This window comes from Pelagicoccus enzymogenes (genome assembly GCF_014803405.1).
Taxonomy (GTDB): domain Bacteria; phylum Verrucomicrobiota; class Verrucomicrobiia; order Opitutales; family Opitutaceae; genus Pelagicoccus; species Pelagicoccus enzymogenes.
This window is the reverse complement of the sequence record NZ_JACYFG010000051.1, coordinates 185,879-211,826: the sequence shown is the minus strand read 5'-3', so window position 1 is coordinate 211,826 and position 25,948 is coordinate 185,879. Positions and strand designations below refer to the sequence as shown.

At 56.8% G+C, this 25,948-nt stretch carries 20 protein-coding genes; 9 read left to right on the top strand and 11 right to left on the bottom strand.

Annotation, left to right across the window (positions count from 1 at the left end):
• Positions 1–48 precede the first annotated feature (48 nt).
• On the top strand, positions 49–480 hold the full coding sequence (locus IEN85_RS19720; RefSeq protein ID WP_191618823.1) for an urease accessory protein UreE: 432 nt from the start codon (positions 49–51) through the stop codon (positions 478–480).
• Between the two features lie 153 nt (positions 481–633).
• Here the strand turns inward: IEN85_RS19720 and IEN85_RS19715 are convergent, their stop codons facing one another.
• Positions 634–2,331, bottom strand: a complete 1,698-nt coding sequence (locus IEN85_RS19715; protein WP_191618822.1) for a PQQ-dependent sugar dehydrogenase — start codon at positions 2,329–2,331, stop codon at positions 634–636.
• Between the two features lie 185 nt (positions 2,332–2,516).
• Here IEN85_RS19715 and IEN85_RS19710 point away from each other — a divergent pair, with 185 nt between their 5' ends.
• The 5 genes from IEN85_RS19710 to IEN85_RS19690 all read left to right on the top strand — a co-directional run bounded on the left by IEN85_RS19710 (position 2,517) and on the right by IEN85_RS19690 (position 6,427).
• Positions 2,517–3,206 (top strand): urease accessory protein UreF, encoded by a 690-nt coding sequence (locus IEN85_RS19710; protein WP_191618821.1) that lies wholly within the window; start codon positions 2,517–2,519, stop codon positions 3,204–3,206.
• Between the two features lie 33 nt (positions 3,207–3,239).
• Complete coding sequence (gene ureG, locus IEN85_RS19705; protein WP_191618820.1) at positions 3,240–3,848, top strand: urease accessory protein UreG; 609 nt, start codon at positions 3,240–3,242, stop codon at positions 3,846–3,848.
• A 51-nt stretch (positions 3,849–3,899) separates the two neighbouring features.
• Positions 3,900–4,730, top strand: coding sequence for an urease accessory protein UreD (locus IEN85_RS19700; protein ID WP_191618819.1), 831 nt, complete (start codon positions 3,900–3,902; stop codon positions 4,728–4,730).
• 103 nt (positions 4,731–4,833) lie between these two features.
• Positions 4,834–5,772: a hypothetical protein gene (locus tag IEN85_RS19695; RefSeq protein WP_191618818.1), complete on the top strand. Its 939-nt coding sequence runs from the start codon at positions 4,834–4,836 to the stop codon at positions 5,770–5,772.
• Between the two features lie 118 nt (positions 5,773–5,890).
• Positions 5,891–6,427 (top strand): response regulator, encoded by a 537-nt coding sequence (locus IEN85_RS19690; protein WP_191618817.1) that lies wholly within the window; start codon positions 5,891–5,893, stop codon positions 6,425–6,427.
• A gap of 50 nt (positions 6,428–6,477) precedes the next feature.
• Here the strand turns inward: IEN85_RS19690 and IEN85_RS19685 are convergent, their stop codons facing one another.
• Entirely contained in the window at positions 6,478–7,677 is a 1,200-nt protein-coding gene (locus IEN85_RS19685) for a DEAD/DEAH box helicase (RefSeq protein ID WP_191618816.1), read from the bottom strand.
• 117 nt (positions 7,678–7,794) lie between these two features.
• Between IEN85_RS19685 and IEN85_RS19680 the strand changes: the two genes are divergently transcribed.
• From IEN85_RS19680 to IEN85_RS19670, 3 genes are all read left to right on the top strand, one after another.
• Positions 7,795–9,051 (top strand): cysteine desulfurase, encoded by a 1,257-nt coding sequence (locus IEN85_RS19680; RefSeq protein ID WP_191618815.1) that lies wholly within the window; start codon positions 7,795–7,797, stop codon positions 9,049–9,051.
• An 86-nt stretch (positions 9,052–9,137) separates the two neighbouring features.
• Positions 9,138–9,620, top strand: a complete 483-nt coding sequence (gene sufU, locus IEN85_RS19675; protein WP_191618814.1) for a Fe-S cluster assembly sulfur transfer protein SufU — start codon at positions 9,138–9,140, stop codon at positions 9,618–9,620.
• Entirely contained in the window at positions 9,617–11,560 is a 1,944-nt protein-coding gene (locus IEN85_RS19670) for an ABC-F family ATP-binding cassette domain-containing protein (RefSeq protein ID WP_191618813.1), read from the top strand. Before sufU ends, IEN85_RS19670 begins: the two co-directional genes overlap by 4 nt.
• Before the next feature lie 88 nt (positions 11,561–11,648).
• Here the strand turns inward: IEN85_RS19670 and IEN85_RS19665 are convergent, their stop codons facing one another.
• The 9 genes from IEN85_RS19665 to IEN85_RS19625 form a co-directional block, all read right to left on the bottom strand.
• Positions 11,649–12,095 (bottom strand): DUF2383 domain-containing protein, encoded by a 447-nt coding sequence (locus IEN85_RS19665; RefSeq protein WP_191618812.1) that lies wholly within the window; start codon positions 12,093–12,095, stop codon positions 11,649–11,651.
• 226 nt (positions 12,096–12,321) lie between these two features.
• Positions 12,322–12,723, bottom strand: a complete 402-nt coding sequence (locus tag IEN85_RS19660; protein WP_191618811.1) for a hypothetical protein — start codon at positions 12,721–12,723, stop codon at positions 12,322–12,324.
• Between the two features lie 57 nt (positions 12,724–12,780).
• A complete protein-coding gene (locus tag IEN85_RS19655; RefSeq protein ID WP_191618810.1) occupies positions 12,781–16,281 on the bottom strand; it encodes an adenosylcobalamin-dependent ribonucleoside-diphosphate reductase in 3,501 nt (1,166 codons plus the stop codon).
• 506 nt (positions 16,282–16,787) lie between these two features.
• Positions 16,788–18,770 (bottom strand): NAD-dependent DNA ligase LigA, encoded by a 1,983-nt coding sequence (ligA, locus tag IEN85_RS19650; protein ID WP_224772746.1) that lies wholly within the window; start codon positions 18,768–18,770, stop codon positions 16,788–16,790.
• Between the two features lie 174 nt (positions 18,771–18,944).
• Positions 18,945–20,483: an outer membrane protein assembly factor BamB gene (locus IEN85_RS19645; protein ID WP_191618808.1), complete on the bottom strand. Its 1,539-nt coding sequence runs from the start codon at positions 20,481–20,483 to the stop codon at positions 18,945–18,947.
• Positions 20,484–20,498: 15 nt separating this feature from the next.
• Positions 20,499–21,917 (bottom strand): sensor histidine kinase, encoded by a 1,419-nt coding sequence (locus tag IEN85_RS19640; protein WP_191618807.1) that lies wholly within the window; start codon positions 21,915–21,917, stop codon positions 20,499–20,501.
• Between the two features lie 19 nt (positions 21,918–21,936).
• Positions 21,937–23,202 (bottom strand): hypothetical protein, encoded by a 1,266-nt coding sequence (locus IEN85_RS19635; RefSeq protein WP_191618806.1) that lies wholly within the window; start codon positions 23,200–23,202, stop codon positions 21,937–21,939.
• Between the two features lie 134 nt (positions 23,203–23,336).
• The gene (locus IEN85_RS19630; RefSeq protein ID WP_191618805.1) at positions 23,337–24,278 is read right to left on the bottom strand and encodes a coiled-coil domain-containing protein; all 942 of its coding nucleotides are present in this window, start codon (positions 24,276–24,278) and stop codon (positions 23,337–23,339) included.
• Between the two features lie 203 nt (positions 24,279–24,481).
• A complete protein-coding gene (locus tag IEN85_RS19625; protein WP_191618804.1) occupies positions 24,482–25,897 on the bottom strand; it encodes a sigma-54-dependent transcriptional regulator in 1,416 nt (471 codons plus the stop codon).
• Positions 25,898–25,948 lie beyond the last annotated feature (51 nt).

Sequence of the window (25,948 nt, the reverse complement as noted above, 5' to 3'; positions counted from 1 at the left end):
CGCGAAAGCCCAACGCTTCGCGAGCAAGCTCGCTCCTACTTTCTTCGCATGCAACTCATCACCACCCACTTTCACAACATTCCCGAATCCAAAAGCCGGATACACCTAAAAATCGACCGCCGCAAACTCGCGAAACGCCGCTTCCGCGCCACCGCTGACGATGGAACAGACTTCGGCTTCGACTTGCCTCACCCCCTCAAGCACGAGACTCCATTCTACGAAACAGACGACTCGGTCTACCTCATAGAACAAGCTCCCGAACCCGTTCTGCGGATTCCCATTGAGGACGCTGAGCAAGCTGCCCTCTACGGATGGATGGTTGGCAACATGCACTTTCCCGCCGCCTTCGAAGCAGGAGCCATTCTCGCGGAGGACGATCCCGCAGTGCGGCAAATGCTCGAACGCTCCAACATCGCGTTTGAGGAGGCTACAGCGGTTTTCCAGCCTCCTTCCAACGCAGCCGCCCACCATCATCATTAGGACTACTGTCCGATTATTCGCTTTGGAGCGGGCAATAGGCAAATCGAGCTCAGAATCTCAGCTATCGCCTTGATATATACCCAAGGGGAATATCGACGCAGCGAAAAGAAAGCGCCCGAAGCCACGAACGAGTTGGGCTGATTGGGCAGGCCTCTAAGGTCTGCTGGCACCGACGACCTTCCAAATCGTTCCGCTCGTCTTGCTCAAAAAGTAGGGCTCGCCTGCAGCGTCCCTGCCCACTCTCAAGTCACCCCGCTCGTTACCTGCAAGCTCCGTCAAAGAAGTGATATTTCCAGCAATCGAAAGCTTAACGTCCTCGGCTTTCGCTTTCGCTCGATTCAAGTCGCTGGCGACCAACACTCGCCCCGTGGCGATATCGCCAAACAAATAAGTTCCCTTCAGCAGCGGCAGTTGCGAGCCTTCATAAACAAATCCCCCGGCGATAGCCATCATTTCGTCGTGGTCGACCTGCAGCAAGGGGTCGACGACATCGCCGTAATCTCCATTTCTTGGATACACCTGGGACTGGTCGTTCAACAGGTCGATCTCGAACGTTCCCTCTAACCTCGGCCACCCATAATCTTTTCCTGCCTCCACGCGGTTTAGCTCCTCGATCTGCCAATGTCCAATGTCCGCGACGTAAAAACTCCCGTCCGAGCTCCAGCTCAACGCATTCGGGTTCCGGAATCCGTGGGCAAACACTTCAGGCAAGCCACCCGCCCCATCCGCAAACGGATTATCGCCTGGAATCCCATACTTACCATTGCCGCTATTTGTACCCTGAGGAGCAATGCGCAAAACCGTTCCCCAAACAAGGCCAGCACCCTCGATCAGATCCGGTCGACCGATGTAGCTAGCCCCGCCATCTCCCACTCCAATGTAAAGCAAACCGAAGTTACGATCTCCTCTTCTAGAATATGGGTCGAACGCAAGCTCCTGCATTCCGTGCGACGTATCCACCATTTCGATGCGCAGCAACTCGCGCCCTTCGCCTTCGATGGATGCCCTGGTTCCAGCCTCAACTTGCCATTCCGTAACAACATACTGCAATTTAGCCTTTCTTCCTGGCGGCAATTGAATATCGGCAACTGCAGCGTCTCCGGACTCCGCATGCTGCGTGTAAAACAGGCCGTCGCTTTCGAACTCGGGACTGAACGCGAAACTTGAAAAGCCGGTCGCCAAACCGGGTGTATGCACAAACTCCGGACGCCTCTTTGCTAGATCCAGAAAAACCCGAGCCTCGCCTTGCACGATCTCGTACAGCACGCCTCTCTGGTCATTGACGAATATCCGCTCCTCGCCCTTGTCATGCACGCCCGCCAGCTTATTGATGCGAGCCACCGGCAAGGTTTCAGAACTCGGCGGGATCGCGCAAAACGCCTCCAATTCAAGCACGATTCCCGAGTCTGCAATTTTTTCAGGAATCGGATCCTCCAGCCCCTTTCCCTTCGAAGTCTCCTTCAACTCCTTGTTCCGAAGCTTTCTACGGTTCGCATACATATAAGCCAAAACCGCCTCGATGTCGGCATCGCTCAAACCGAAGCTGGGCATGACGCTGCTGTACTTCTCTTGCAGCTCTCGAGCGCGAGCATCGCCGCTATCGATTACCGCTTGCGGGTCCTTGATGAAATTGAAGATCCATTGCTTTTCGGCGCGAAAGAACACCCGACTCAACTCGGGACCGATCGCATTCCGCTCAAACGTATGGCAGGACGCGCAGAGCGATTGGAAAACGACTTCTCCACGCTGCACCAACTCTGGCTCCTGGCTGTAGCCAGCTGAAGCCTGCGCAAACGCATCGAAGCTCGAGATCGAAACGACGAAAAAGCAAAATAAGGCAAAACGAAACATTTGGGGCGAACGAATCAAGTGGACGGGATTTATTAACGGCACCTTCTCGGAGTATTGCCATCCTCAAAAGATTCCAATTTCCCCCTGGCAAAACAAGTGCGGAAATTAACTCGGGCCCAAGGTAAGAAGAAGCTGGTCTGATCCACCAGATTTTTGCAAAACCCCTAAGCCTAACCTTAGTCACCATGAATCTCCCTTGGCTCCCCAGCATGCTGCAAACTACCGATCCGCTATTCCCTATCGGGTCGTACGCGCACTCCTATGGACTCGAAGAGCTTTGCGCGACAGGTGAGGTGCGCGATGGCGAATCACTCCTGCGCTACCTAAAAACGGTCGTCTACCTTAACCTTCAGGAATTCGAACTCCCGTATTTGAGGTTCCTATACGAATCGGCATCGAAGCCTGATCCCGAGATCATCTGCGAGCTGGACGCTGAAATCGGCGCATCCAAGCCCTCAAAGGAACTCAGGAACGCCAGCTCCGCCCAAGGCCAGCAGCGCCTACGGCTGATCAGCAAGCTGCGACCGACTCCTCTCTTCGAAACCCTGCAGGAACTGAAAAACGTAAAGCGGCTCACCCCCCACCACCTCACCGTATTCGCCGCCGAAAACGTCGACCTCGGCACCCCGCTCGAGCCCACCTTGGCGGCTTGGGCCTACCAGACGCTGGCCGCTCCTTGCGCCGCTTCGCTGAAGTTGATCCGTATCGGACAGGAAGGAGCCCAAAGCGTACTCACTTCCGCACTACAAGACATCGAGATGCTCGTTTCCAAATCGCTCCCAGTCGAACGCGACTTCGCAGGCGCCTTCCTTCCAAACCTTGACATCGCCTCCCAACGCCACGAGCAAGCTTTCTCGCGCCTATTCATTTCCTAAGGCCCAAATAACTAAAAACCACTTTACCAGAAAATGAACAACTCCCGTCCAGTCCGTATCGGAATCGGTGGCCCCGTTGGCTCCGGTAAGACAATGCTGCTCCTCCGCCTCTGCGAAGCATTGAAATCTGAATACAACCTCGTAGCCATCACCAACGATATCTATACCCGCGAAGATGCGGAGTTCCTCGTTCGCAACAAAGCCCTCGAAGCAGACCGCGTCATGGGAGTCGAAACAGGAGGCTGCCCGCACACTGCCATCCGCGACGACACCAGCATGAACATGGCAGCCATCGACGAACTGCTCGAGCGCCATCCCGACACTCAAGCCGTGCTTATCGAATCGGGCGGCGACAACCTTTCCGCAACCTTCTCACCTGAATTGGTCGACGCCTTCATCTATGTCATCGACGTCGCGGAAGGCGATAAGATCCCACGCAAAGGGGGACCCGCTATCCAGTACTCTGACCTGATGATCATCAACAAGATCGAGATCGCCCAATACGTCGGAGCCGATCTCGACGTTATGGACCGCGACAGCAAAAAGATGCGCGGAGAGCGACCCTTCCTTTTCTGCGACCTCAAGTCTCACAAAGGCCTCGACGACGTCATCGCTTGGTTGAAAAAGGAGTATCTCTTCTAGCGCTTCCATCGCGGAACTCCCTGCTTAGTGGAAACTCAAGAGCCACCCTCCATGCTACGGCCGCACGTCGCCGGACACCTCTACGCGACCTGCTCGCGCGACCAAACCGGCAAATGCATCCTTAGCCGCAAGGAGTTCAAGACTCCCGTGCACATCTCCAAGCCCTACTGGAACGGGCAGAGCCTCTTGCTCAACCTCATGTGTCCAACCGCAGGGATGCTCGCGGGCGATTCAGCGGACCTGGAGATTATCGTAGAAGCGGAGGCATCGCTAACCCTCTCCAATCCATCCTCGCTTCGTATCCATAAAATGGATCGAGATAGCGACGCGAAATGGATCCAATCCTTTCGCGTCGAGAAAAACGCCTTTCTCGAGAGCAATCCCGAGTGGCTCATTCTCCAAGGCGAAAGCGCCTTCACTCAACGCACGACCATCGAGCTCGCCAAGGGGGCGGAACTCTTTTTCATCGAAGCCATCGCTCCCGGTCGCATCGCCCACAACGAGGCCTTCTCGTTTCGCCAATTTCGCAACCGCCTTTCCCTTCGCTACGACGGAAAGCTGGCTTTGCTGGAGAAGCACTGCGTTGAACCGTCCCAAGGAACGGCTACTGCCTGGACCAATGAGCTGGGAGCTCCTTTCCCGTTCTACATTTCGATCTTGCTCGTCTCCGAGAAGCTGGAGGACAACAAAGCCTTTTGGCAGGCGATACATGAGCTGCAAGACACAGGGTTTCGCATCGGATCCAGCCAGCTCGCCCAATCCTCCTGCTGGTGCGTGAAGATCCTCGCTCAAGACCCCATCGCCGCTCGAAAGGCGTGCTCAGCCGTGCGCAGCCAATACTATCGGGCAATCCAACGCGAAGCAGCCGCCTTGCGACGATAAAGAAAGGAAAAGAAACCAGTGAACAAATTCAGCTGCCGTTTTTCTATGGCCTGATCCGTTTCCCAGTAGGTAGCTCTCCTCCCCCTCTTAGACTAGCAGTGCAGTGATTCCTCGATCCCAACCCATCCGCAGCCTCAGCCGTTTCCTCGGCGCAGTCTGCTGCCTCATGGCGCTAGCCGGACTGCTCACTTCCTGCACTCAAGTAAACGTCGTAAATCCGCAAACCAACCTCGAGCTTGCACCAGCGCCCTACTTCGACGACACCACGGGCATCTACTTTCCCGGGGCCCTGGGCCCGCTCTTTCGTCGCCCGGTCATCGAACTCGAAGAGAAGTCACCTGGACTGGGACTCGCCATAAGCTACCGCAATCCTGAGGCCCGCATCGATGTATTCGTCTACGACCTACAAGCAAGCGTCATCCCTTCCGGCACCGATTCCGAAGTGATCCGCAAGAGCTTCCAAGATGCCCTCGCAGACCTCCAACTCGCAACTTCCAAGCGCATCTACAGCCAGCTAGAAGTCGCCCCTCCGACAATTCACAAAATCGGAGGCACCGCGTTCAACCACGCCACTTTCCAGTACACCGAGGGGCTTGTTCCCAAACAAGGCGAACTCTACGTCGCCGGAGTAAACAGCCAGATCCTCAAGATACGCACCGCGAAGCGACTCGGCAGCTCCATCGACATCCCTCGCTTGCTCGCCTACCTGGGCCAAACCATCGAACAAAGCCGGCTCGCCGGGTTCGGGGGTATTTCCAACGAGGACTTCAAGCGGATCTCGGCGGAACTCGGCCAGATCAACCTGGATGACGGGCTCTCCGCCAATGAAGCCATATCCATCGCCCAAATCGAACTCGTCGGGAACAAGCTCCACAATCGCTATGACGTGACCCGCCATCGCATTATCGACCCTGGCGCCCTGCCAGATTCCGCGACGGTTATCTTTTCGCCCTACCCTTCCAATGCCACCAAGCCCCTCCCCCCCGCGCTCGTCTCCGTGCGCAAAACCGGACGGGCCGAGCTGCTCGACACCCAGTTCTAGAAAGCGTTAGCAAACTCCCGTATTTTCCGTAAACGAGGCATAAAAAAGCTGTCAGTTCATTGCAAATCAAGACGGCCTGCCCCAAGGTGGGCAGCACCGCTCTTGTGTCAGCATGCCCATGTCCTCGAAGTACAGCCATATCGACTTGTCCAAGCTGGAGAACCGATCGTTGCTCATAGTCGACGACAATCATTCCCTGCACCGTGACTACAACGCAGTGCTTCGTCCGGACCAACGGGATGATGGAGAGGCCAAGCTCGACGAACTCGAAAACCTCTTGCTCGGCAACAGCGGAACAGATGCCGCGAAACGCCGCGAACGGAATTTCCAAATCCAGTCCACCTACCAAGGAGAGGAGGCCTACGAGCTAGTGAAACGCCACCACTCCAAGGGCATCAAGTATCCCCTCGCATTGGTCGACATGAGAATGCCTCCGGGCTGGGACGGCCTGGAAACGATCAAGAAGCTGCGCGAAATCGACAGCTCCATGCGTTTCATTATCGTGACCGCCTACTCTGACTACTCCGAGGAGGAGATCGAACAGGAGCTCGGAGCGCGGACGCCCGTGACCATGGTCTACAAGCCCTTCGAGCCTACCGAATTATACGAGCTGGCCTACGATCTCGTCAGCAGCTGGAACAACCGGTACGCTTGAAGCGTAAGACATTAAACCGGGGCGATCCTTAGGCAGTCGCCCACAGCAAACTAGCGTCCGGAACGCCCAAACAAGCGGGAACGAGGTCCAGCCGCCGCCGACTTCTCCTGAGCGTTGAAAAGCGCCGAATACATGTAGTTGAAGCCATCGAGCTTCTTGCGCTCTATCTTCTTGCCGATGAAGTGCTCGATAGCTGCCGCGTTCTTTACCTCGTCTTCGGTCAAAAGCGTGAAGGCGTCGCCTTCGCGGGAAGCGCGTCCCGTACGGCCGATGCGGTGCACGTAGTCCTCCGCGTGCAGCGGCACGTCGTAGTTGATCACGTGGGTTACGCCAGCAATGTCCAAACCGCGCGCCGCGATGTCGGTCGCTACCAGCACCTCGTACTTGCCGTCCTTGAAGCCCTTCAGCGCCTCGGTGCGCTCCGACTGGGAACGATCGGAATGCAAGGCCGCGACCTTGTGGTTCAAGCGCTCGAGGCGACGCGTGATCATGTCCGCGTTGAACTTCGTTCTGGTGAAGATTAAGACGCTCTCGTAGTGAGTGCGCTCCAGCAGCTCCAGCAGCAGCTTGTACTTCTGTCGCTCCACCACCGGATAGAAGGCGTGGCTCACCGTTTCCGCTGCAGAGCGGTTCTTGCCGATCTCCACGATCGCAGGATCGTTCAGCACCCAACCGGTCAAAGTCTTGATGGCCGGCGGCATGGTCGCGGTGAAGAGCAAGGTCTGGCGCTCCTTGGAGCAGTAGTTCTGCACGATCCGCTTCACGTCGGGCAAGAATCCCATGTCCAGCATGCGATCCACCTCGTCGAGCACCAGGAAGTCCATCTCCTTCAGGGAAAGGTTACCCTGGTTCAAATGGTCAAGCAGACGCCCTGGAGTCGCGACGATGATTTCCGCTCCGCTCTCGATCATCTTCATCTGGCCGCCGTACTTGACGCCGCCGTAAATGAGGCCGATCTGTATACCGAGGTTCTTGGCAAAAACCTTGAGAGCTTCCTCGACCTGAGCCGCCAACTCGCGGGTCGGCTCAAGAATGAGGCACTGGAAAGGCTTGCCAGGAACGATGCGCTGCAAAATCGGCAGGCCAAAAGCGGCAGTCTTGCCGGTCCCGGTTTGGGCTGATCCTATCAAGTCCTTGCCTTGCAATACGATAGGAATCGACTGTTCCTGAATTGGGGTTGGCTTCTCAAAGCCGAGATCGGCGAGAGCCTTGTTGATGGGTTCCGATAACCCAAGTCCTGAAAATGGCATTCAGCGTATATGGGAATCCCCACACGGGGAAGCAAGCTAACAAATCCCAGACACGAACACCTAAAACCCGCCATTCGCTCTTCACAATTCACTTTTCACTCTCCAGCCTCCCTCATCATGTCGCAAACCACCAGCCAGCCTACACCGCCAGCGATCCCCCCAGCCCTCGCCCACGCGCGAGCCGATTTCCCCATCCTGCAACGCAGCGTGCACGGCAAGCCCCTCGTCTACCTCGACAACGCCGCCTCCACCCAGAAGCCGCAAGTGGTCATCGACGCCGTGACCCGCTACTACGCCAACGAAAACGCCAACATCCACCGCGGCGTTCACCTGCTCTCCACCGAAGCCACCGGAGCCTACGAAACCGCTCGCGGCAAAATCGCCACCTTCATCAACGCAGCTGACGACTCCGAAATCGTCTACACCCGCGGAGCCACCGAATCCGTCAACCTCGTCGCCCACTCCTTCGTCGAGCCCAAGCTCCAAGCCGGCGACGAAATTCTCATCTCCGCCATGGAGCACCATGCCAACATCGTACCTTGGCAACTGCTCTGCGAACGTGTCGGCGCGAAGCTCAAGGTCATCCCGGTCACCGACGACTGCGACCTCGACCTCACCCATTTCGACGAGCTCCTCAACGAGAAGACCAAGCTCCTTTCCCTCGTCTACGTCTCCAACGCGATCGGTACCGTAAACGACATCGCGCCCCTCCTCGCCAAGGCCAAGGCCAAAGGCATCCCCACCCTCGTCGACGCCGCCCAAGCCATCCAACACATGCCGATCGACGTCCAACAGCTCGGCTGCGACTTCCTCGTCGCCTCCGGCCATAAAATCTACGGCCCCACCGGCATCGGCATCCTCTACGGACGCCGCTCCCTGCTGGACGGCATGCGCCCCTACCAGGGAGGCGGCGACATGATCGCCCACGTCGCTTTCGAAGGCTCCACCTTCAAGGAGCCACCCTCCCGCTTCGAAGCCGGCACGCCCCACATCGAGGGAGCCATCGGACTCGGCGCCGCCGTCGACTACCTCAGCGGAATCGGCCTGCAGGCCATCCACGACTACGAGTCGGACCTCATCGCCTACGCCGTCGCCAAGCTTCAGCAAATCGAAGGACTCACTATCGTCGGCAATCCACGCCTCCGATCCGGAGCCATCTCCTTCACCATGGGCGACGCCCATCCCCACGACATCGGCACCGTACTCGATACCGAAGGCGTTGCTATCCGCTCCGGCCATCACTGCTGCGAACCCCTCATGAAGCGCCTTGGCGTGCCCGCCACCGCCAGAGCCTCCTTCTCGCTCTACAACACGCCCGCCGACGTCGACGCTCTCGCCGCCGCTCTGAAGAAAACCGCCATCCTCTTCATGTAGGAGCGATCTGTGGGAGCGTGCTTGTCACGCGATCGCAAACCGAAGCGGGAAGCGGCCTTGTGCCGCGATTACAACCAGATCCCCCCTTGAATTCAGACCTAAAAAAGCTCTACCAGCAAACGCTGCTCCAACATAGCAAGCAGCCGCACAACAACGGCGAACTGCCCGACGCCGCGTCTGCGACCGTGCGTAACCCGCTCTGCGGCGACGAGATCACAGTGTATCATAAAACCAACGACGGCGAAAAAAGCCAGATCGCCTTCACCGCCCAGGCCTGCACTATCTGCCTCGCTTCCGCCAGCATGATGACCCAGCACCTAGCGACGCTTCCCACTCCTGAAGCCGTCTCATTTTCCCAAGTCTTCGTATCCAAATTCCAGTCGAAACCAGATTCCATAGAGCTTCCCGGCGAACTCGCCGCCCTCAGCGGCGTCCTCTCCTTTCCCAGCCGCATCCGCTGCGCCACGCTGCCTTTCGAAGCCTACCTGGCAGCCTTCAAATCTGGAGGGACGAGTGAAAGTGTCGCTTCGCTCGACGCCACCTCGCCCGCAACGCAAGAGCCCAAGTGATCACTCTCCGCAACATCTGCCTTCAATACGGCGAACGTTACCTATTCCGCGATGCCACCGCAACGATCGGTGCCAAAGACCGCATCGGACTCGTCGGAGCCAATGGAGCCGGCAAAACGACCCTTCTCAAGCTCATCGCCGGAGTAGAAGCCTACGACTCCGGCGGTATCGATAAAGCCAACTACGTATCCATCGGATACCTACCTCAGGACGGTATCGCTGCCCACGGAAAGACGCTTTTTGACGAGGTTCATACCGCCTTCTCAAACGTCATCGAGCTCAAGCAAAAGATTGATGCGGCAAACATCCGTCTCAACGAACTGGATACCGCCTCCGAAGAATACGCCGAAACCCTCGAGCTCCTCGGCGAGATGGAACTCCAGCTGGAAGACCTTGACGTCGCCCGCATTCCCTCCCGCATCGAATCCATACTCCTCGGCCTCGGCTTCAAGTCCACCGACATGCATCGCATGACCGACGAGTTCTCCGGAGGGTGGCAAATGCGCATCGCCCTCGCCAAGCTCCTGCTCGCCCAGCCATCGCTACTGCTTCTCGACGAACCGACCAACCATCTCGACGTAGAGTCCCAAGCTTGGCTGGAAGACTTTCTCAGACGCTACCACGGCTCTCTCCTCATGGTCTCGCACGACCGAGCGTTCCTAGACTCCCTCATCACCCGCACCTTCGAAGTCTACCAAGGCGCCCTCACCGTCTACACAGGCAACTACTCAAAGTACGAGACGCAGTCGGTCGAACGACGCGCCCAGCTCGAAAAAGCGTACGCCAAGCAACAACGCGAACTCGCCAAAACCCAGCAGTTCATCGACCGCTTCCGGGCCAAAGCCACCAAAGCGCGTCAGGTCCAGTCCCGCATCAAGGCGCTAGAAAAAGTAGATCGCATCGAGATCGAGCAGGAAGCCGACCAAGTGGCATTTTCATTCCCCGAGCCTCCGCGCTCCGGACAAAACGTCATCGAAGTCAAAAACCTGCGCAAGTGCTACGGCGACCTCGAAGTCATCCACTCCGCAAATATTCGCATTGAACGCGGCGACCGCATCGCAGTCGTCGGCGTCAACGGGGCCGGCAAGACGACCCTCGCCAAAATCCTGGCCGGAGTCGAACCCTTCCAATCCGGAGAACGTATCGTCGGTGGCAATACAAGCATCTCCTACTTCGCCCAACATCAGGCCGACGAGCTCGATCCCGAACTGGATATATTCGAGACGATAGAACGCGTCGCCGAGGTCGGCAACAATACCAGCCTGCGGACCATTCTCGGCTCTTTCCTCTTTCAAGGCGACGACGTCTTCAAGAAAGTGAAAGTCCTTTCCGGCGGCGAACGCAACCGTGTCGCCCTTGCCAAGATGCTCGTCCAACCCGCGAATTTCCTAATCCTCGACGAGCCCACGAACCACCTCGACATCCGCTCTCAAGACGTGCTGCGCGGCGCCCTCGACGAATTCCCCGGCACCTTCCTGATCGTCTCGCACAACCGCGACTTCCTCGACTCCATCGTCACCAAAGTCCTCGAAGTCCGCAAAGACGGACTCTCCCTCCACCCCGGAAACGTATCCGATTACCTAACACGACTTGCAAGTAGGAGCGCCCCTAGTCGCGAAGCCACAACCCGACCACAAAAGCCCGCACCCCAGACTCCAAGCACCAATACCCAGAACCCCAAGGAGCTGCGACGACTCAAAGCCCAGAAGCAAGCCCAGCTCAAGCCGCTCACAGACAAGCTCAAGAAAGTCGAAGCTCTCATCGCCGAACTAGAGTCGCAGCAATCTGAATACGAAAATCTGATGGCTGATCCCGACTTCTACAAGGACGCCAACAAGTCGCAGAAAGTACTCACGACCTACGACTCCAACAAGTCAAAGGTCGAAACCGCTTACGAAGAGTGGTCCGACCTCACCGACCAAATCGCCGCGGCCGAGTAGAGTTTTGTGGCGAGCGACCTTGTCGACGACCTCGAGATTGCCGAGACGGTGCCGCGATAAGCCCCGCCTGCCCGAGCGAAAAAAAACTCTAGCTGTCGTCCAGTTGGTCCAATGCCACGATGTTCTCGCGGCAGCGCGGCAGCAAGACGTCGCGGATCAGCTTCGAGGATGCTTCGTCTAGGTCGCTCTTGCCCAAGGCTTCCTCGTAATCCCTCATCCCATAGACTTCCCCACGCTTGAGCACTTCGAGCGCGGAGCCTTTTCCCATCACGTTCGCGGTAGCCTGCACCGCGTTGACGAGCATTCCCCACGATCCGGAGGAATCGCTAGGAACTCCCGACATCAGCTCGACTTGGCTTCGTAGCTGCTCGACGCTGCGTTCATGGAGGTCTCGAATTTGGATGAAGACCGTCGCCTCCGGCTCGCGAGCAAACTTCTCGATCGCCTTGCCATAGGTTTCCACTGCTGACAACTCCCCCCTGAGCAGCTGGTTGCAAATGTCCACGGGTGTTTGATTGATCTCTGTCGTTTTCATGCCTTCCAACTTGCAATTCATGTGCCAGCCGCCCCACACGGGGCGACAGGCTTCCTATCTTGCAAGTTGCACCCTCGAGCCTTCGCGACTCGATTCTTGCCGTTGAATTTTGCAGGACGCGGCACTCTAAAAAGCCCGTAACCGCGTGAAAGCGAAAAGGGTGCGCCCGTCGACAGCGGATCGGTCCAACCAGCGCAGGACGACAGCGAGAGGCCTACCCTATCCCCTAGTCGTCCGCGCTGATCACAAAGTCCGCGATGTAGTGAAGCAGCAAGTCTCGCTCGTCGTCCGATTGCAAATTGCCGAAAAAGGGGAACATCGTGCCCTCGAACTTCCCCAGCGAGCGCACCTCGGCAAAGATATACGCCGCATCGCGAATCTCCGCTATCTTGATATCTAAACAAGCCGGCTGGCCGCGGTACTTCCGTACGATGCTAATCGCGGCGTAGCCATAATGGTTTTCCTCTTCGCAAGAAGAGTAGCTGAAAGTCACACCCGCTCCCTTTAGGGCAGCTTTCAGCCATTGAGCCGATTTCGATACGACTTCCAAGGTACGAGACGGCGAGCTCTGCTTCGCCGCCATCACGAGCAACAGATCATCTATAGGTTCAGGATCTCCACTTTTCATAAGGTTCTTTAAGGTTTATTTTTGGGTGAAAATTAATGCTTGAAAGGCTTCGACTTACTACTCGCCGCAGCCGCCATCCTTGAATCCGCAGTCTCTGCAAGAACGACATTTCCCGTCGTGCACGTAGGCCATCGATCCACACTTGGGACAAGACTCTGCGCTTTTATTTTGGATACTCTTAAAAAGCGACGACTTGATTCCGTCTGGATCTGCGGGCTTGATCGTCACCGCCCCGTTCTGAGCAGCCACCGCCGGAGCCGGAGCTCCCGCAAAATCAATTAGCTTTTCACCGTTGGACTCCGGGAAGAGCCACTGCAAAATCTGCATCATCGCATCGACGACGCTCTTGCAGGTCTTGATTTGGTCAGCCACTCCATCCTGGTCGCCCACCTTAGTGAAGCCGCTTGGGTCAAACGCCGTGTAGCGGAAGGATTCGATCAAACTGGAAAGCGGCACGCCATACTGCAGCGAAATTGAAAACGCCTTGCAGAAGCTCTCGAACATGCCGTTAGCGAAAGAGCCGGCTTGGCCCACCCGCCCGAAAACTTCGCCACAACTTCCGTCTGGATAAATCCCGACCGTGAGGAAGCCTTCCATCAATCCTCCCCCCACTTCAAACTTCAAGGTCTGGGAAATACGGCGACCGGGCAAGCGGACACGACGCGGCTTGCTGGCTTCCTTGACGATCTCGCCCACCTGTTCTCGCACGCCCTCCACGAGCTTGTTCCAAACGTATTCAGGATTCCACTTCCGGCCTTCCGGCGTATCGACGTTGAAAACAGAAATACCCTTCGAGTCCGCCCGGTAAAGCGCCACGCACTTAACTCCCATCTCGTGGCAGTCTACGAGGCACTGCTTGATGTCCTCCCGCGTCGCAGAGTAAGGCAAGTTAACCGTTTTCGACGTAGCTCCCGAGAGAAAAGGCTGTATCGCTCCAAGCATACGCATGTGGCCCTTCGCCAAAATTGAACGAGTGCCGCTTCCTGAAGTTGCCGAGCAGTCGAAGGCGGCAACGTGTTCGGGCTTCAACCAGGGAATGTCCTCCACGTGGCTGGCTCCTGCCAACACGACTGCTTCTTCTGGTTCCGCCGAGCCGTTCTGCCCTTTCTCCCTCAGTTCCGTGAGATAGGCTTCCAGCTTCGAAATGTCTCCCATTTTGAAGCCGATAAGCTCGTTGAGTTGATGCCGGATCGGTCCGATTTGGCTCTCGTCGATGAATTGCCTGAGGTGCTTCACAACTCTGGCCATACTTGCGCCACAGGCGGTATAAAGCCCGTCCAAACCTGCCACCTCTAACGCTGCCTCGCAAACTTGCTGCGTAGTGTAACCTTGGGTACGAAGCCCCTCAAGCGCCAGCGTGTTGAACATCTTGAGCATGCCTCCTCCCGACAAGTTCTTGTACTTGACCAAGGTATAGTCTGGTTCGGCTGAGGTAGTGCCTTCGTCGTAGACACCCATGGGAGCTGAGATCGTACCCGTCGGCGCCATCACGGTTGTGAAGCTGTTGCGGAATCGCTTGGCAGCGACAACCTCGCTCCAAGTCGCCGCGTTCACATCCTGCAGTTGCTGGGCAATGACTGGAGCATCTACGGAGTGATTCTCAAAACTTTTGGCATAACCTCTAAGCACATCGAGAGCGGTCAAACCTTGAGCGATCGGCAGCCGCGAACCGGATCTCTTGAAGATGGATTCCGCTTCCTTTTCGATGTCCTTACCTGCGCTGAACGCACCCGAAAGGTCTTGCACGGCTTTGTGAAGCTCGAGTACTTCGCGCAAATCGGATTCGGTAGATTCAAATCTTGGATACGCGCCTAGCTCCTGCCCCATCTCAGCGCTAGCTTTCCAGCAAGTCGAAGTCAGCAAGCTCACGAGCTGGCTGGCAATCAAGCGCCCCTCGTCACTGTCGTAGGGGATACCCAAGGCCATGAGCAAACCGCCGACGTTCGCATAGCCAATTCCCGTGGTGCGGTAGCGATAGGTTCCGGCCGCAATTTCCGGAATGGGGAAACCTCCTTCCTCCACGTTCAGGTCCGCAGCGATCATGGCGAGCCGGATCGCCTTCTGTAGCTCCTCAACCTTCATCTGCTTCGCGTCACGATCGTAGAACCTGAATACATTGAAGCTGGATAGATTGCATGAGGTGAAGTTGAGGTGCAGGTACTCCGAACAAGGATTGCTGGTAGAGATATCCCCATCCGACTTCACCGGATTCCAAATGTTGATGAAATCGTTGTTGTGGGTGCCGGGCTCCGCATTGTGCCAAACGCATTCCGCAATCGCATCGAGTATACTCTCCGCCTTGAAGGTATCCTCCACCTTGGTAGGATCGCTCACCCAACGCGTCGCGTACTCCCCCTTCGTTTGGTAAGCCTTCCAGAAGTCCCCTTTGAGCGAAACCGAATGGTTCGCGTTTTGGTGCCCCAAGGTCTCTCCGTAGAGCAGATCGTCCATCCCTGCATCGTATTGACGATCCGTCACCATCGGCATGTCGAGCACGATACGAGCCGCCATGCGCTCCGCGGGCGAGCCCTTCACCGCATACTCTTCCGCCTTCTTCTTCAGGGCTACCGACACGTTGTGCTCACGTAGCACGATCTTACCGATGTCTTCCTGCTGGTTCTTGGTGGAGATGAATTCGAAAATGTCAGGATGATCGGCGAAGAGCAGAACCATACGCGCCGCACGTCGCGTCTTACCCCCCGACTTGATGGCACCCGCCATGCGATCAAAGCCCTTGTCGAAAGAGATCGGCCCGGAGGCAAATCCCTTGCCAGCGATCGGTTCCTTGGAGGAGCGAATCGACGAGAGGTTTACTCCTATTCCCGAACCGCTGGAAAAAACTCCGCCTTCCGCGATTTGATGGCTGAGAATCTTCTCCATGGAGTCTTCAATCCCCATCAGAAAACAGGCCGACGCCTGAGGGTGTATGTACGCGTTGGATACCTCTCTCACCTCCAAATTCGTATCGTCAACAGCATCCTCCGGCAGGATCGCCTTGAACGCTCGGTTCCCGCGATTCTCCATCGACTTTCGCAGGTCAGGCCGGCCCCAGCGCCATTGCTCCCAATGACCGATATTGAACCAAACCGGCGAATTCGGCGCCCACATCTGGAAGGCCAGCAAGTACTTGAGCTCGTGATTGTAGGCCAAGGCATCCGCCTCGGTTGCGAAATACCCGTGCCTCCATCCCCAAACCGTGTAAGTATTGGAGATGCGGTCGAAAGCGTGTCGCAAGGAATCCTCATACTCCGGTGTCTCCGGATCTCGACCGAACAGGTACTTGCTCGCCGTAATCTTAAGGGCGTTCTCTGCCCAAAAGGATGGCACCTCGACTCCTTTGCGCTCGTAGCTGGGCTTGCCGGTCTTCCAATCCATGATCACCACGTCGCGCCGCTCCCATGTGATCGTTTCGTACGGATTCCTGCCGTCAGTGGTGAACACGCGCTCTATCGTCAATCCCCCCAACAGATCCTCCCGCGGATCAAGTAGAAGGGTCTGGCCAAACCCGACATCGAGACAGGTTTCGGAGCGAGGATCAGTGACGTCTAAAGAATTCATAGTGTAGGGAAGATATCAATTTAGGTCGCGCAAGCCCAGTGCGATTTTCTCGAGCGCTGGCACGATCGGGTTAAACGGATGACGCTTAGCAGCTTAGTGAAGATCCGAATTCCTTGCCCGGAAGGCAAAGGACCTCGAAGCGTTCAACTGGGGGCCGAAAACGTAATTATTAAAAGGATACAAATTAAAAAACGCGATTCCCGAATTCCTTCGAACCAGCGTCCGAGAGAACGGCAAACACGTCGACTGTTCGATTTAGCGATAGGGCTCGCGCACGCAAGGGAAGATGCCAGCGCCTCCTTTTCCCAAGCGGCTACTTCCCCGTGCCGCAGAGGAAACCGCATCCGGTGCGAGCCGGCAAACGTCTGATAATCAGCAACCTTCTAAAATCTAATTTTCCCCATAAGATCAGGTAAAAAAGGACCGTAACAATTCCAGCGTATCTGGAGGGACCGGTTCCACTCGGTACGCATGGCGAGATAAATCCCCGCCCCCCTCTCACCGACTCAAGGTCTCACCAGAGCAAGGAACTCACCTTCACTCAAAATAGAGACTCCCCGACTCTCCGCATCTTGCAGCTTTTGTCCCGGCGAGCTCCCGACCACAAGATAGTCGCTCAGTTCCGTTACCGACTTTCGCACCCTTCCACCCACAGATTCAATCAAACGCGTAGCCTCCGCCCGCGTGCAGGAGTCCAGCCGCCCGGTGAAGACAAATACCTTTCCCACTAGGGGCAACTCTCCCCGTTCTCCTGTAACGTTTTCTCGAATACACGCCCCCACTGCCACCAACGCTTCCAGTTCCCTTCGCCTTCCGGACTCGCCGAAATAGGCTTCCAGCGCCTTGCGTTCATGAGGCATCCAATCGATCCCATCGGATTCGAGCAAATCACTCGCCTCGCTGATCCGAGCCGCGAGACTCTGGGCTCTGACCTCTCCAATTCCCGGTATGCCTATCCCAAAGACGAAACGCCACAACTCCCTGCGCTTGCTCGCCTCTCTTGCCTCGATCAATGCAGCAGCGGACTCTTCGCCTAAGTGCTCGAACTCCCCTAGCATCGAGCGGCTCACACCATAGAGGTCAGCGATGTCGCGAACGTAGCCACGGTCCACCAAGCAAGAAATCGTTACAGGTCCCCATCCCTCAAAGTCCATTGCTGCAGAAGACACATAGTGCTCCAAGCGCCGCTTGTTTCGCTCCGGACAAGCGCTCGCTCGGCAAAAGGCCTTGGCTTGGCCCTCCTCGTATTCCAGCCGCGTCGCGCACGAGGGACAACGAAGCGGAGCTTCAATCGGCAGCGAGGAGGGATTGCGTTTCGCATAGTTGACAGCCACTATTTGCGGGATGATTTCGCCTGCCTTCTTGAGAAAAACGGAATCGCCCACGCGGAGGTCCAAGCGCCTGATTTCGGGAAGGCTATGAAGGCTCGCTCTCGACACCCTAGAGCCTGAAATGAGAACTTCCTCCAATTCCGCCACCGGAGTCAGCGCTCCGCTGCGCCCGACTTGGAAGGTCACAGACAAAAGGCGTGATTCGACTTGAGTTCCGTTCGACTTGTAAGCCAAGGCCCAGTGCGGAGCATCTCGGCTCTCTCCCAACCGCGATTGCAAGGCGAAGGAATCGACCTTAACAACTGTTCCATCCGTTGGATACGCATAGTTCAAACGTTCGTCTTGCATCGCTTCTGCCGACTGCAGCAACTCCAACTTCCCCCTAACTTCCATTCGTTCCTCCAAAACCGGCAAGCCCCAAGCCCTGGCCTGCTCGAAGAAGTCAGCCTGTCGGGCCGGAGCGTCCTCATTCGGTTCGCAAGCGCCCATGGCAAAAAAGACGATCGACAAGCCTCTGTCCGCAAACACGGCAGGATCGCTCAACTTCACGGATCCCGCTGCCACGCTTCGTGGATGGGCAAAAGCCTCCTCCCCTCTGGCTAATCGCCTCTCGTTGATTCGCACGAAGTCTTCGAAACGCACAAAGACTTCTCCTCGTAACTCCATCCGCCGCGGATGGGAATCCCCCAGCAACTGAGTTCTAAATCCATCGATTCGCTTCACATTTTCGGAAACGATAACTCCCGATTCGCCATCTCCTCGCGTCACCGCCCGTACAAATTTCCCATCCTCGAACAACACGCTCACCGCCATCCCATCGACCTTGGGTTCAATCGAATAAGAAATGTCCTCTCGGCCCGCCAAAGCGGCAACCTGATGGTGAAAGCGTTCCAATTCAGATTTTGAATACGCTTTATCCAGACTCAACATCGGGGACAAATGGACAGCTGTCCCCTGTCCATTGCCTCGATCGTCTCCCACTCGGCGATGCCCCTCTTCTGCTCCGAAAAGGGCGTCCAAACGGAGAAACTCCTGCTTCAAGGCATCGTAGGCAGCATCGCTAATTTCCGGAGCGGCCTTCTGGTAATAGAGTTCGTCGTGGTATGCGATTTCCGCTTTGAGCTGCATCCAGCGATCCCTCAACTCCGCCTCAGCCAAAACCGGCTCCCGTGAAGCCGCTTGCGCAAGAAAGGCAAGGGAGAAGGATGAAATTAGGGTACAGGCCAGCGCAGCAAGCAGCCGGCTACGGCAAATGGGGTAACAGTCCACAGAAACGACATGCAGCGAGCGGGCTCGAACTGCAAACTTAAAGGCCAGATCGTTGCGGCAGCCCTAAAAAACCCGCAACCGATAGAAAGCGCTCCCCGAGGCACCTTGGGGCAGGACCAGCTGGACCTTGTCGTAGCGGGATTCACCTGCGACGCTTTCCTCCAGCATCACCTCGGTCACCGCTTCGACCGGCATCCATGCCTTCAAGTCACTGGAAATTTCCAGATGAAAAACGTAAGGGCTCACCGCTTGGTCCAGCCGAACGAACTGCAGCTGCAAGTCCGCGCCCGTCCACTGGAAGGCGAGCAGGCTTGCGTCCGGCAGAGATGGATTGCCCCCAAAATAGTACTCTTCAAAGAGAGTGAAACCATCTCCATCCAGATCGGAATAGGGATTCGCCTTGTAGGATTCCAAGCCCTCTTCGGCCAGCCACGCTTCAAAATCCTGGCTCAGCAGAAAATCGATGAAGAGGGATTGGTTTGCCCGTCCGGCCCCGAATCGGTTCCAAACGGATATCGCTGGCTGAACGTCTGCTTCGATCGCCCTGAAGGCGCCGTCATAGGAACCATAGTACAAGCGGCCCTCCCCACTGAGCAGGGGAGAAGAGTCGATGTATCCAAGAACCAATGACTCCCATACCAGCTCACCACTTTCCGAGAGAGCGCTGATCCCGCTCACTCCATTTCCAACGTAGGATCCCACGTAAATACCGCCTTCCCGGTCCACCGCAGGCGTGGAATAAAAGATGTCTCCCACATAGCTCTCCCAAAGGTAGACCCCGTTTTCGTCGAGAGCGTAAACGAAGCCATCGCGACTTCCGAAAACCAGGCTTCCGTCCTCCCGGACCGCAATCCCGGTGTCCACCTTCTCCGGAGCCTGAAACTGCCATAGCAACTGCCCGTCAAGCGTCAGCGCATACAGCCGTCCGTCCCCGCCTCCTACATAGACAGCTTCGTTCTCGCCAATGGTAGGAGGAGACTTGATACGTCGGTCCCCTTCCTCCACATCCAACCCGGTGGCGTAGCTCCAGCGCAATTCTCCCGTGTTGGAGAACGAGTACAGTTGCCCGTCGAAGGCTCCGACGTAGACGTTGCCCGATCCATCAATCGCAGGAGACGAATCCATTTCCTCTCCCACAAAGTAGAACCAGCGCAGTTCGCCTTGCGCGGTCAGCGAATAGAAAAAACCGTCCGAGGCCCCAAAAAACAAATTCCCCTGCGCGTCCAAGGACGGAGAGGCCACGATCAGGTTCTTGGCCTCGAAAGACCACTGCAGGGCGCCCGACTCCGCGGACACGGCATACATCTTGTTGTCCCAGGATCCGAAGTAGAGCGTCTTCTCGTCAAAGCTCAAGGTCGGCGAAGAGTCGACCCAATCCCCTGCCTCGAAGCTCCAACGGAGCTCCCCCTCTCCCGTCAAGGCGTATACAAAGTTGTCACGGCTTCCGAAATAGACATTGCCGTTCCGGTCTAGGGTCGGCGACCCAAAAATCTGGTCGCCCGTCTCGAAGCTCCAAAGCTCATCGCCTGAAGCTGCAAAAATCGAATTCGCCAACAAAACAAACGCAGCCGCAAGCCATCCCAACTTCTTTGCCCAAACCATACTAAACTCTCCTCATTACCCTTCCCACGGAACGAACAATTTAAAGGCAGCTCCGACCGAATCGCGATTGCGACAAGTCAAGCGACCCTTCAGGTAGCGCGCCATTTGCGAGCTGATCGGCAGCCCGATGCCTGCGCCGCCTTCCTTGGCGCTGACCTTGGGCATGAAGATCTCTTCCATGGCATCCGCGGCGATTCCATTGCCCTCGTCCTTGACCGTGACTTCGAGGCCTTTTTCTTCGCCCACTAAAGTAACCTGCACCAAACCGTCCTCTGGCGAAGCATCGATTGCGTTCTGTATCAAGTTTGTCGCGACAAGCATTACAACCCTCGCTCGATACGAATCCAGTTCACCTTCGCCAGCCGCGTTCCAATCGAAGCGCACTTTGCCTTTTTCCGAAACATTTGCGAACTTAGCTTTCAGGTCGTCCGCGATTTCCGAAACGGTCAGATCAAAATCGTCCACTCCCCCTTCCGCTCCTTGCAGCAGAGAAACCACCTCGTCTACCATGCCTTGCATGCGACTCGAGGCCTCCCGAATTTCTCGCAACTCATCGTTTTCCGCAGCCCCTTCACTCCCCAAGCCACCGCCACGTACCGCCTGCTGCACTCCAGCCAAGGGGTTACGCAGTCCGTGTATCAGGTGAGCGGTTACAGATCCAAGCGCAGAAGTGCGAGCTAGCATCGCCAGTTCAGCATTCGCTTTGCGGAGCCTTCGAGCCTGCCGGGCAACTGCCTCCTTCGCACGATTCAGGCTGGTCCAAGCAACGAAGAACAGCAACACCAGCAAAAGGCTTCCCAGTCCACCAGCCACCAAGGCCTGCGTCACGATTCGCTGGTTGAGCAGCTCGAACGAGCTACGCAAGGCCGATCCTTCGATCAACACTCGACCGATCCCCAAGAACTCACCTTGCGAGGAGTGCAGGGGCAGGTACACCGTCTGCACCGGAATCAGCTGATCCTGACGGTAGCCAAGGTCCATGATTTCCGACAAGGCAACCGAATCGCTGAACTCTGTCCACCCATCCCCTAAAATCGCGGAGACCAATCCCTCCTCCGCGATCGCCACCGGTTTCAAGGCTTCAGATGTGGATCGCAGAAGCGTTCCTTCCTCGTCGTAGAGCTGCGCTGCGAAAACACCTTCCGCGGAAGCCACTTCCAGCAAGGAAGTCCAGAGGTCTTCCTCCGCCAAGACTTCGAACGAGAAGAGCAAGGTGCTAGCCTCCTTCTGCTTGATCTGATGCGAGAGCAACATGCCCAGCACCGATTCGTCTCTCGAGGTCAATTGCTCTCTCAGGTCATCCCGCAGAGTCAGGGAAACCCAAAAAACGATCCCGACGAAAACGCAGAGCATCGTCGCGAGGGAAACGCCTCCTAGGAGCGAGGCCAAAACGCGGCCTCGCTTGAGAGTTAGTTTTCTAGAGGAAGTAAACATGGCCTAGCGACTATTCGCGTTACCGACTCAAAAAGTTCCAATTAAGCCCAATATAGGTCGAGGCCGCATCATATTCGTAAAGAGCGTCCGACGAATCCTTGAAGGAGTTTTCATGGCGAACAAAGGCTTTCCAGTCCTCTCCCATTTTACGGGACAACTCCACATCCCAGCGCCAAGAGTCGTCTGAACGCAATACGCTGGGATCGTCGGAGGAGGCGCGAAAATCGTAGTCGAGCTGATCCATGGATACACCCGTATCCAGTTCCCAAGGACCGAAGCTCCACTCGAACCCCTGCCGCAATCTCATTTTCGAGCGCGCATAGTAGTTTCCGTAGCGATCCTCTTCGCGTTCGTAGTCAGCAGTGAAGCGGGATCGGCGAAGCGCCCCTTCTCGATTCGACCAGAGCCATTCGAACTCGTAGCGATTCCCCGACAGCTCAAGCAAAGGCGCGTCTTCCCATGCCTCGCCAACTCTGCGGGAGAGCTTGCGGTCATAGTCTTCACTGTAGCGCTCCCAGCCAAGCGTCAGCTGCGATCGATCGCTGATCCGTTTCTCCCACTCTAATCCATAGAACGTGGAGTCAAAGTCTTCGCTATCCTCGCTGTATTTGGAATTGCGATACCCATAAGTGAGTTGAAAGGCGCCGAGTCCATCAAAGGCACGCTCAAGCCCCAATACCACGCCGGGCCGGAAAACGGATACCGCAAGCGCCTCCGTCTCGAAATCGTCTACCGATGCGTCGATCGCCTGCTCGGAATGCATCGCTTCCAGTTGAAGGATTCCCCGATAGTCGCCGAGGAAGTCCATGCCAATACGGGTGTTCATAGCCAGGAGATGCTCGGAAGACAAACCGGGAACCGAGTCGTAGTTCCGCAGCTCGCCAAAGAAAACAGTGGCAATGTCCCCACGACCCTCTTGGAAGGAGCGCATGGCGAAGTAGTCGAAATCGACCTGCTGGAAGCTGGAATCAACTTGCTTGTTGTCAGCTCCGAACAGCACGTTTTCGCGATAGCCGAATCCGCCCCCGACACTGGACTCCATACTCCATGGACTCAGGGCTTGGGGCGCGGGAGCCACCGCCGCCTCCGCTCCGCTCGAGCTCGCATCGCTCGCCCAAAGAGAGTCGTCCAGCAGGAAGTCATCCACTACCACTTCGTCGTCTTCTTCCGTAAGCAAGCTACCCAGCCAAGCCTGGTCGTTGCCAAAGGTTTGTGAAGCGAGGGCATAGGTCAGGGCCGACAATAGGGCCGCAATCAGCAAAAAAATATTTCTTCGATTTTTCATCAGGATACACGTTTGTGGGCTTTGCATTTTCAGCTTGTTTCAGCATCGCTGGACCCAAGACGCAGGCGGCGCTTTCGACGGCGCCGCCCGCGCCAGATCCAACGAATCCGTCAATAGGAGATCCGCGTCGCTAACTAGTCCTCTTGACGACGGTCGCCATCCTGTTCGTCCTTCAGATCATCGATCAGCTGACGGCGCTTCTCCTTGATTTCATCGAATGAAGCTTGAAGTTCCAAAGCGATTTCCTGGCGCAATTCCGCCTGGGCTTCGCCGGAAAGATTCGACATCTCCTCGCGGACCTCGTCCTTGCGTTCGCTCATGGTTCCGCGAGCGAGCTGGATGTCAGCCCGCAGCTCGGCGATGGCTTCCGGAAGCGCCTCGCGGTCGATCTGCGGACGTTCCTCTGCCATTTCGGATCGCACCAAGGCGCGGAGCTCAGCCGCCAGGGCTTTCTGCTGGGCTATCAATTCCGCGTTGGCTTCCAAGAAGGCCTCCTTGGCGGCTGCAATCTCCGAACGCGTGGCATCCTCTCCCAATTCCGCCTTGGCCTCTACCCATGAGCTGCCGATCTGCGCCTTGATCTCGCCGTAAGCCTGAAACTTTGCCCGAGCTTCGCCGCTCCAGTCGCGGGATCCCACCTGAGCCCGCAAATCCTCTCGCAGCCCTGCAACCAAGCTCTTTCTCAGCTCCAAGGCTGCGTCGATTTGAGTTTTCATCTCCGCCTCGAAGGCGGCCCTCGCCTCTAGGATCTGCTCCTGGGTCGCGTCGACCGCCGGCTTGTACTCGCTCTCCCAAGTGGCCACGATTTCGGCTTGGGCCTCTTCCAAGGCGGTCAAGTTGGCCTGCATTTCCTCAGAAAGACGGTCACGGTTCACAGACGCCCGGGCGATCAGCTTCTCGGAAGCGTTGAGGTTCAAGTTAGAGTTGAGCAGCGAGGACTCGAGATTCAACGAGGTCTGCACGTCGACGTTGGCTTCGACTCCGGCTTCGGCCTCTTGCCCGTACGCCGTGCTGGAGCTCAATGCTCCCAAAACAAGTCCTGTCGCGCAGATCAAAATTCTCTTAGTCTTATTCATTTCTATAGTCTCCTTGTATTTGTTATCGGTTTTGGCGACCGACATCCCTATCGCAAGGCTCGCGCCAGCATTCGCATTAAGCACTTATTCTATTACTATTCAATGACTTACAATTATTAAGCTTTTTCTGTAATCAGCCAATAGCTGCCTGAGGGCACGCACTATTCCGCGGTTTCGCCGCCTGCGCAAGGAGCGACCGTGCACTATTCCGCGCCCTTGTCCTTGCGGGTCAAACGGTAGCGAATGTAGTCGCGGTTCACTCCGAGGAGCTTGGCCGCCTGGGTGCGATTTCCACCAGTCTGGGCGAGGGCGAGCTCGATAAACTCGATAACTGCCGTTTCCACCGAAAAGCCTTCCTGCGGGATGCTCCAACCGGGCTTGAGCCAGACCGGCCCTTCACCCTGCGCTTGGCTTGGCTGGTCCCCTAGCCGTTCTCCGATGCCCACGAATTCCAAGGCTTCCGCATCGCCGAGGATCATGGCGCGCTCTATCTCGTGCTGCAGCTCCCGCACGTTGCCCGGCCATTCGTACCGCTCGATCCACTTGATGCAGCGCGGCGAGAATGCCGCGTTCTTCATGCGATACTTGAGGCACAACTGGGCAAGCAAGTGTTGGGCAAGCCTAACCGCATCGCCCCCACGCTCGCGCAAGGGCGGAATTTCGAACTTCAAAAGGTTCAGGCGATGATAGAGATCCTCGCGAAAAGATCCCTCTTTCACCATCTGCTCGAGCGGACGGTTGGAGGCGGTGATCAAGCGCACGTTCACCGATATGTCCTTGGTGCTGCCCACCTTGCGAATCCGAGATTCCTCGATGGCGGTGAGCACCTTCGCCTGCAGCGACTCCGAAAGGCTGGCGATCTCATCGAGAAAAAGGGTCCCCCCGTCTGCAGCCTCGAACAAGCCGATGCGGGCCTGCTTGGCGTCGGTAAAGGCGCCCTTCTCGTGTCCGAAGAGCTCCGCCTCCGCCAACTGCTCCGGCAGGGCCGCGCAATTGACCACGACCAGCTCCTTGTTCGCTCGGGCTCCGTTGGCGTGCAGCCAGCGGGCCACTGTCGTCTTGCCCGTTCCGGTTTCTCCCTCGATCAGGATCGGCGGCAGCTGCGACTTCAAACGCCCTTCCACCGCCAAGACCTTGTCCAGCTGAGAGCGAAATCCCTCCAAGGCCGAGCCGAAAAACAGGCCCGCGTCGTCCGAGGACACGTTGTTGCTCTTGCGAGCATGGCTTTGCAAACGCGAACTGCGGCGTCCCGCTTCCACGCGAGCCAGTACCAGCGGCGCCTCCCGCGGATCGAAGGGCTTCGTCAGGTAATCCGCCGCCCCCAAGCGCATCGCATCGACCGCCATCTCCACGCCGCCCGCCGCCGTCATGATGACTACCGGTATGTCGCCGTTGGCCTTTGCCACTTCCAGCAAATCCAAGCCCAAGCCATCCGGCAGGTGCACATCCACCCAGGCGTAGTCGAAATCGAGATTCGCAAGCGCGTTCTTTCCCTCCTCGAAAGTCGCCACTCCGGTACAGCTCGCCCCCGCGTTCTCAAAGAACTTTACGAGGTGCTTCCGCACCATGTGCTCATCCTCGACGATCAAGATTTCGCGCCCCTGCAGCAATTCGCTCATGTAGCTAGCAAGGCAAGGGTCGCAACAAACTCAAGAACAACTCCACGTAAG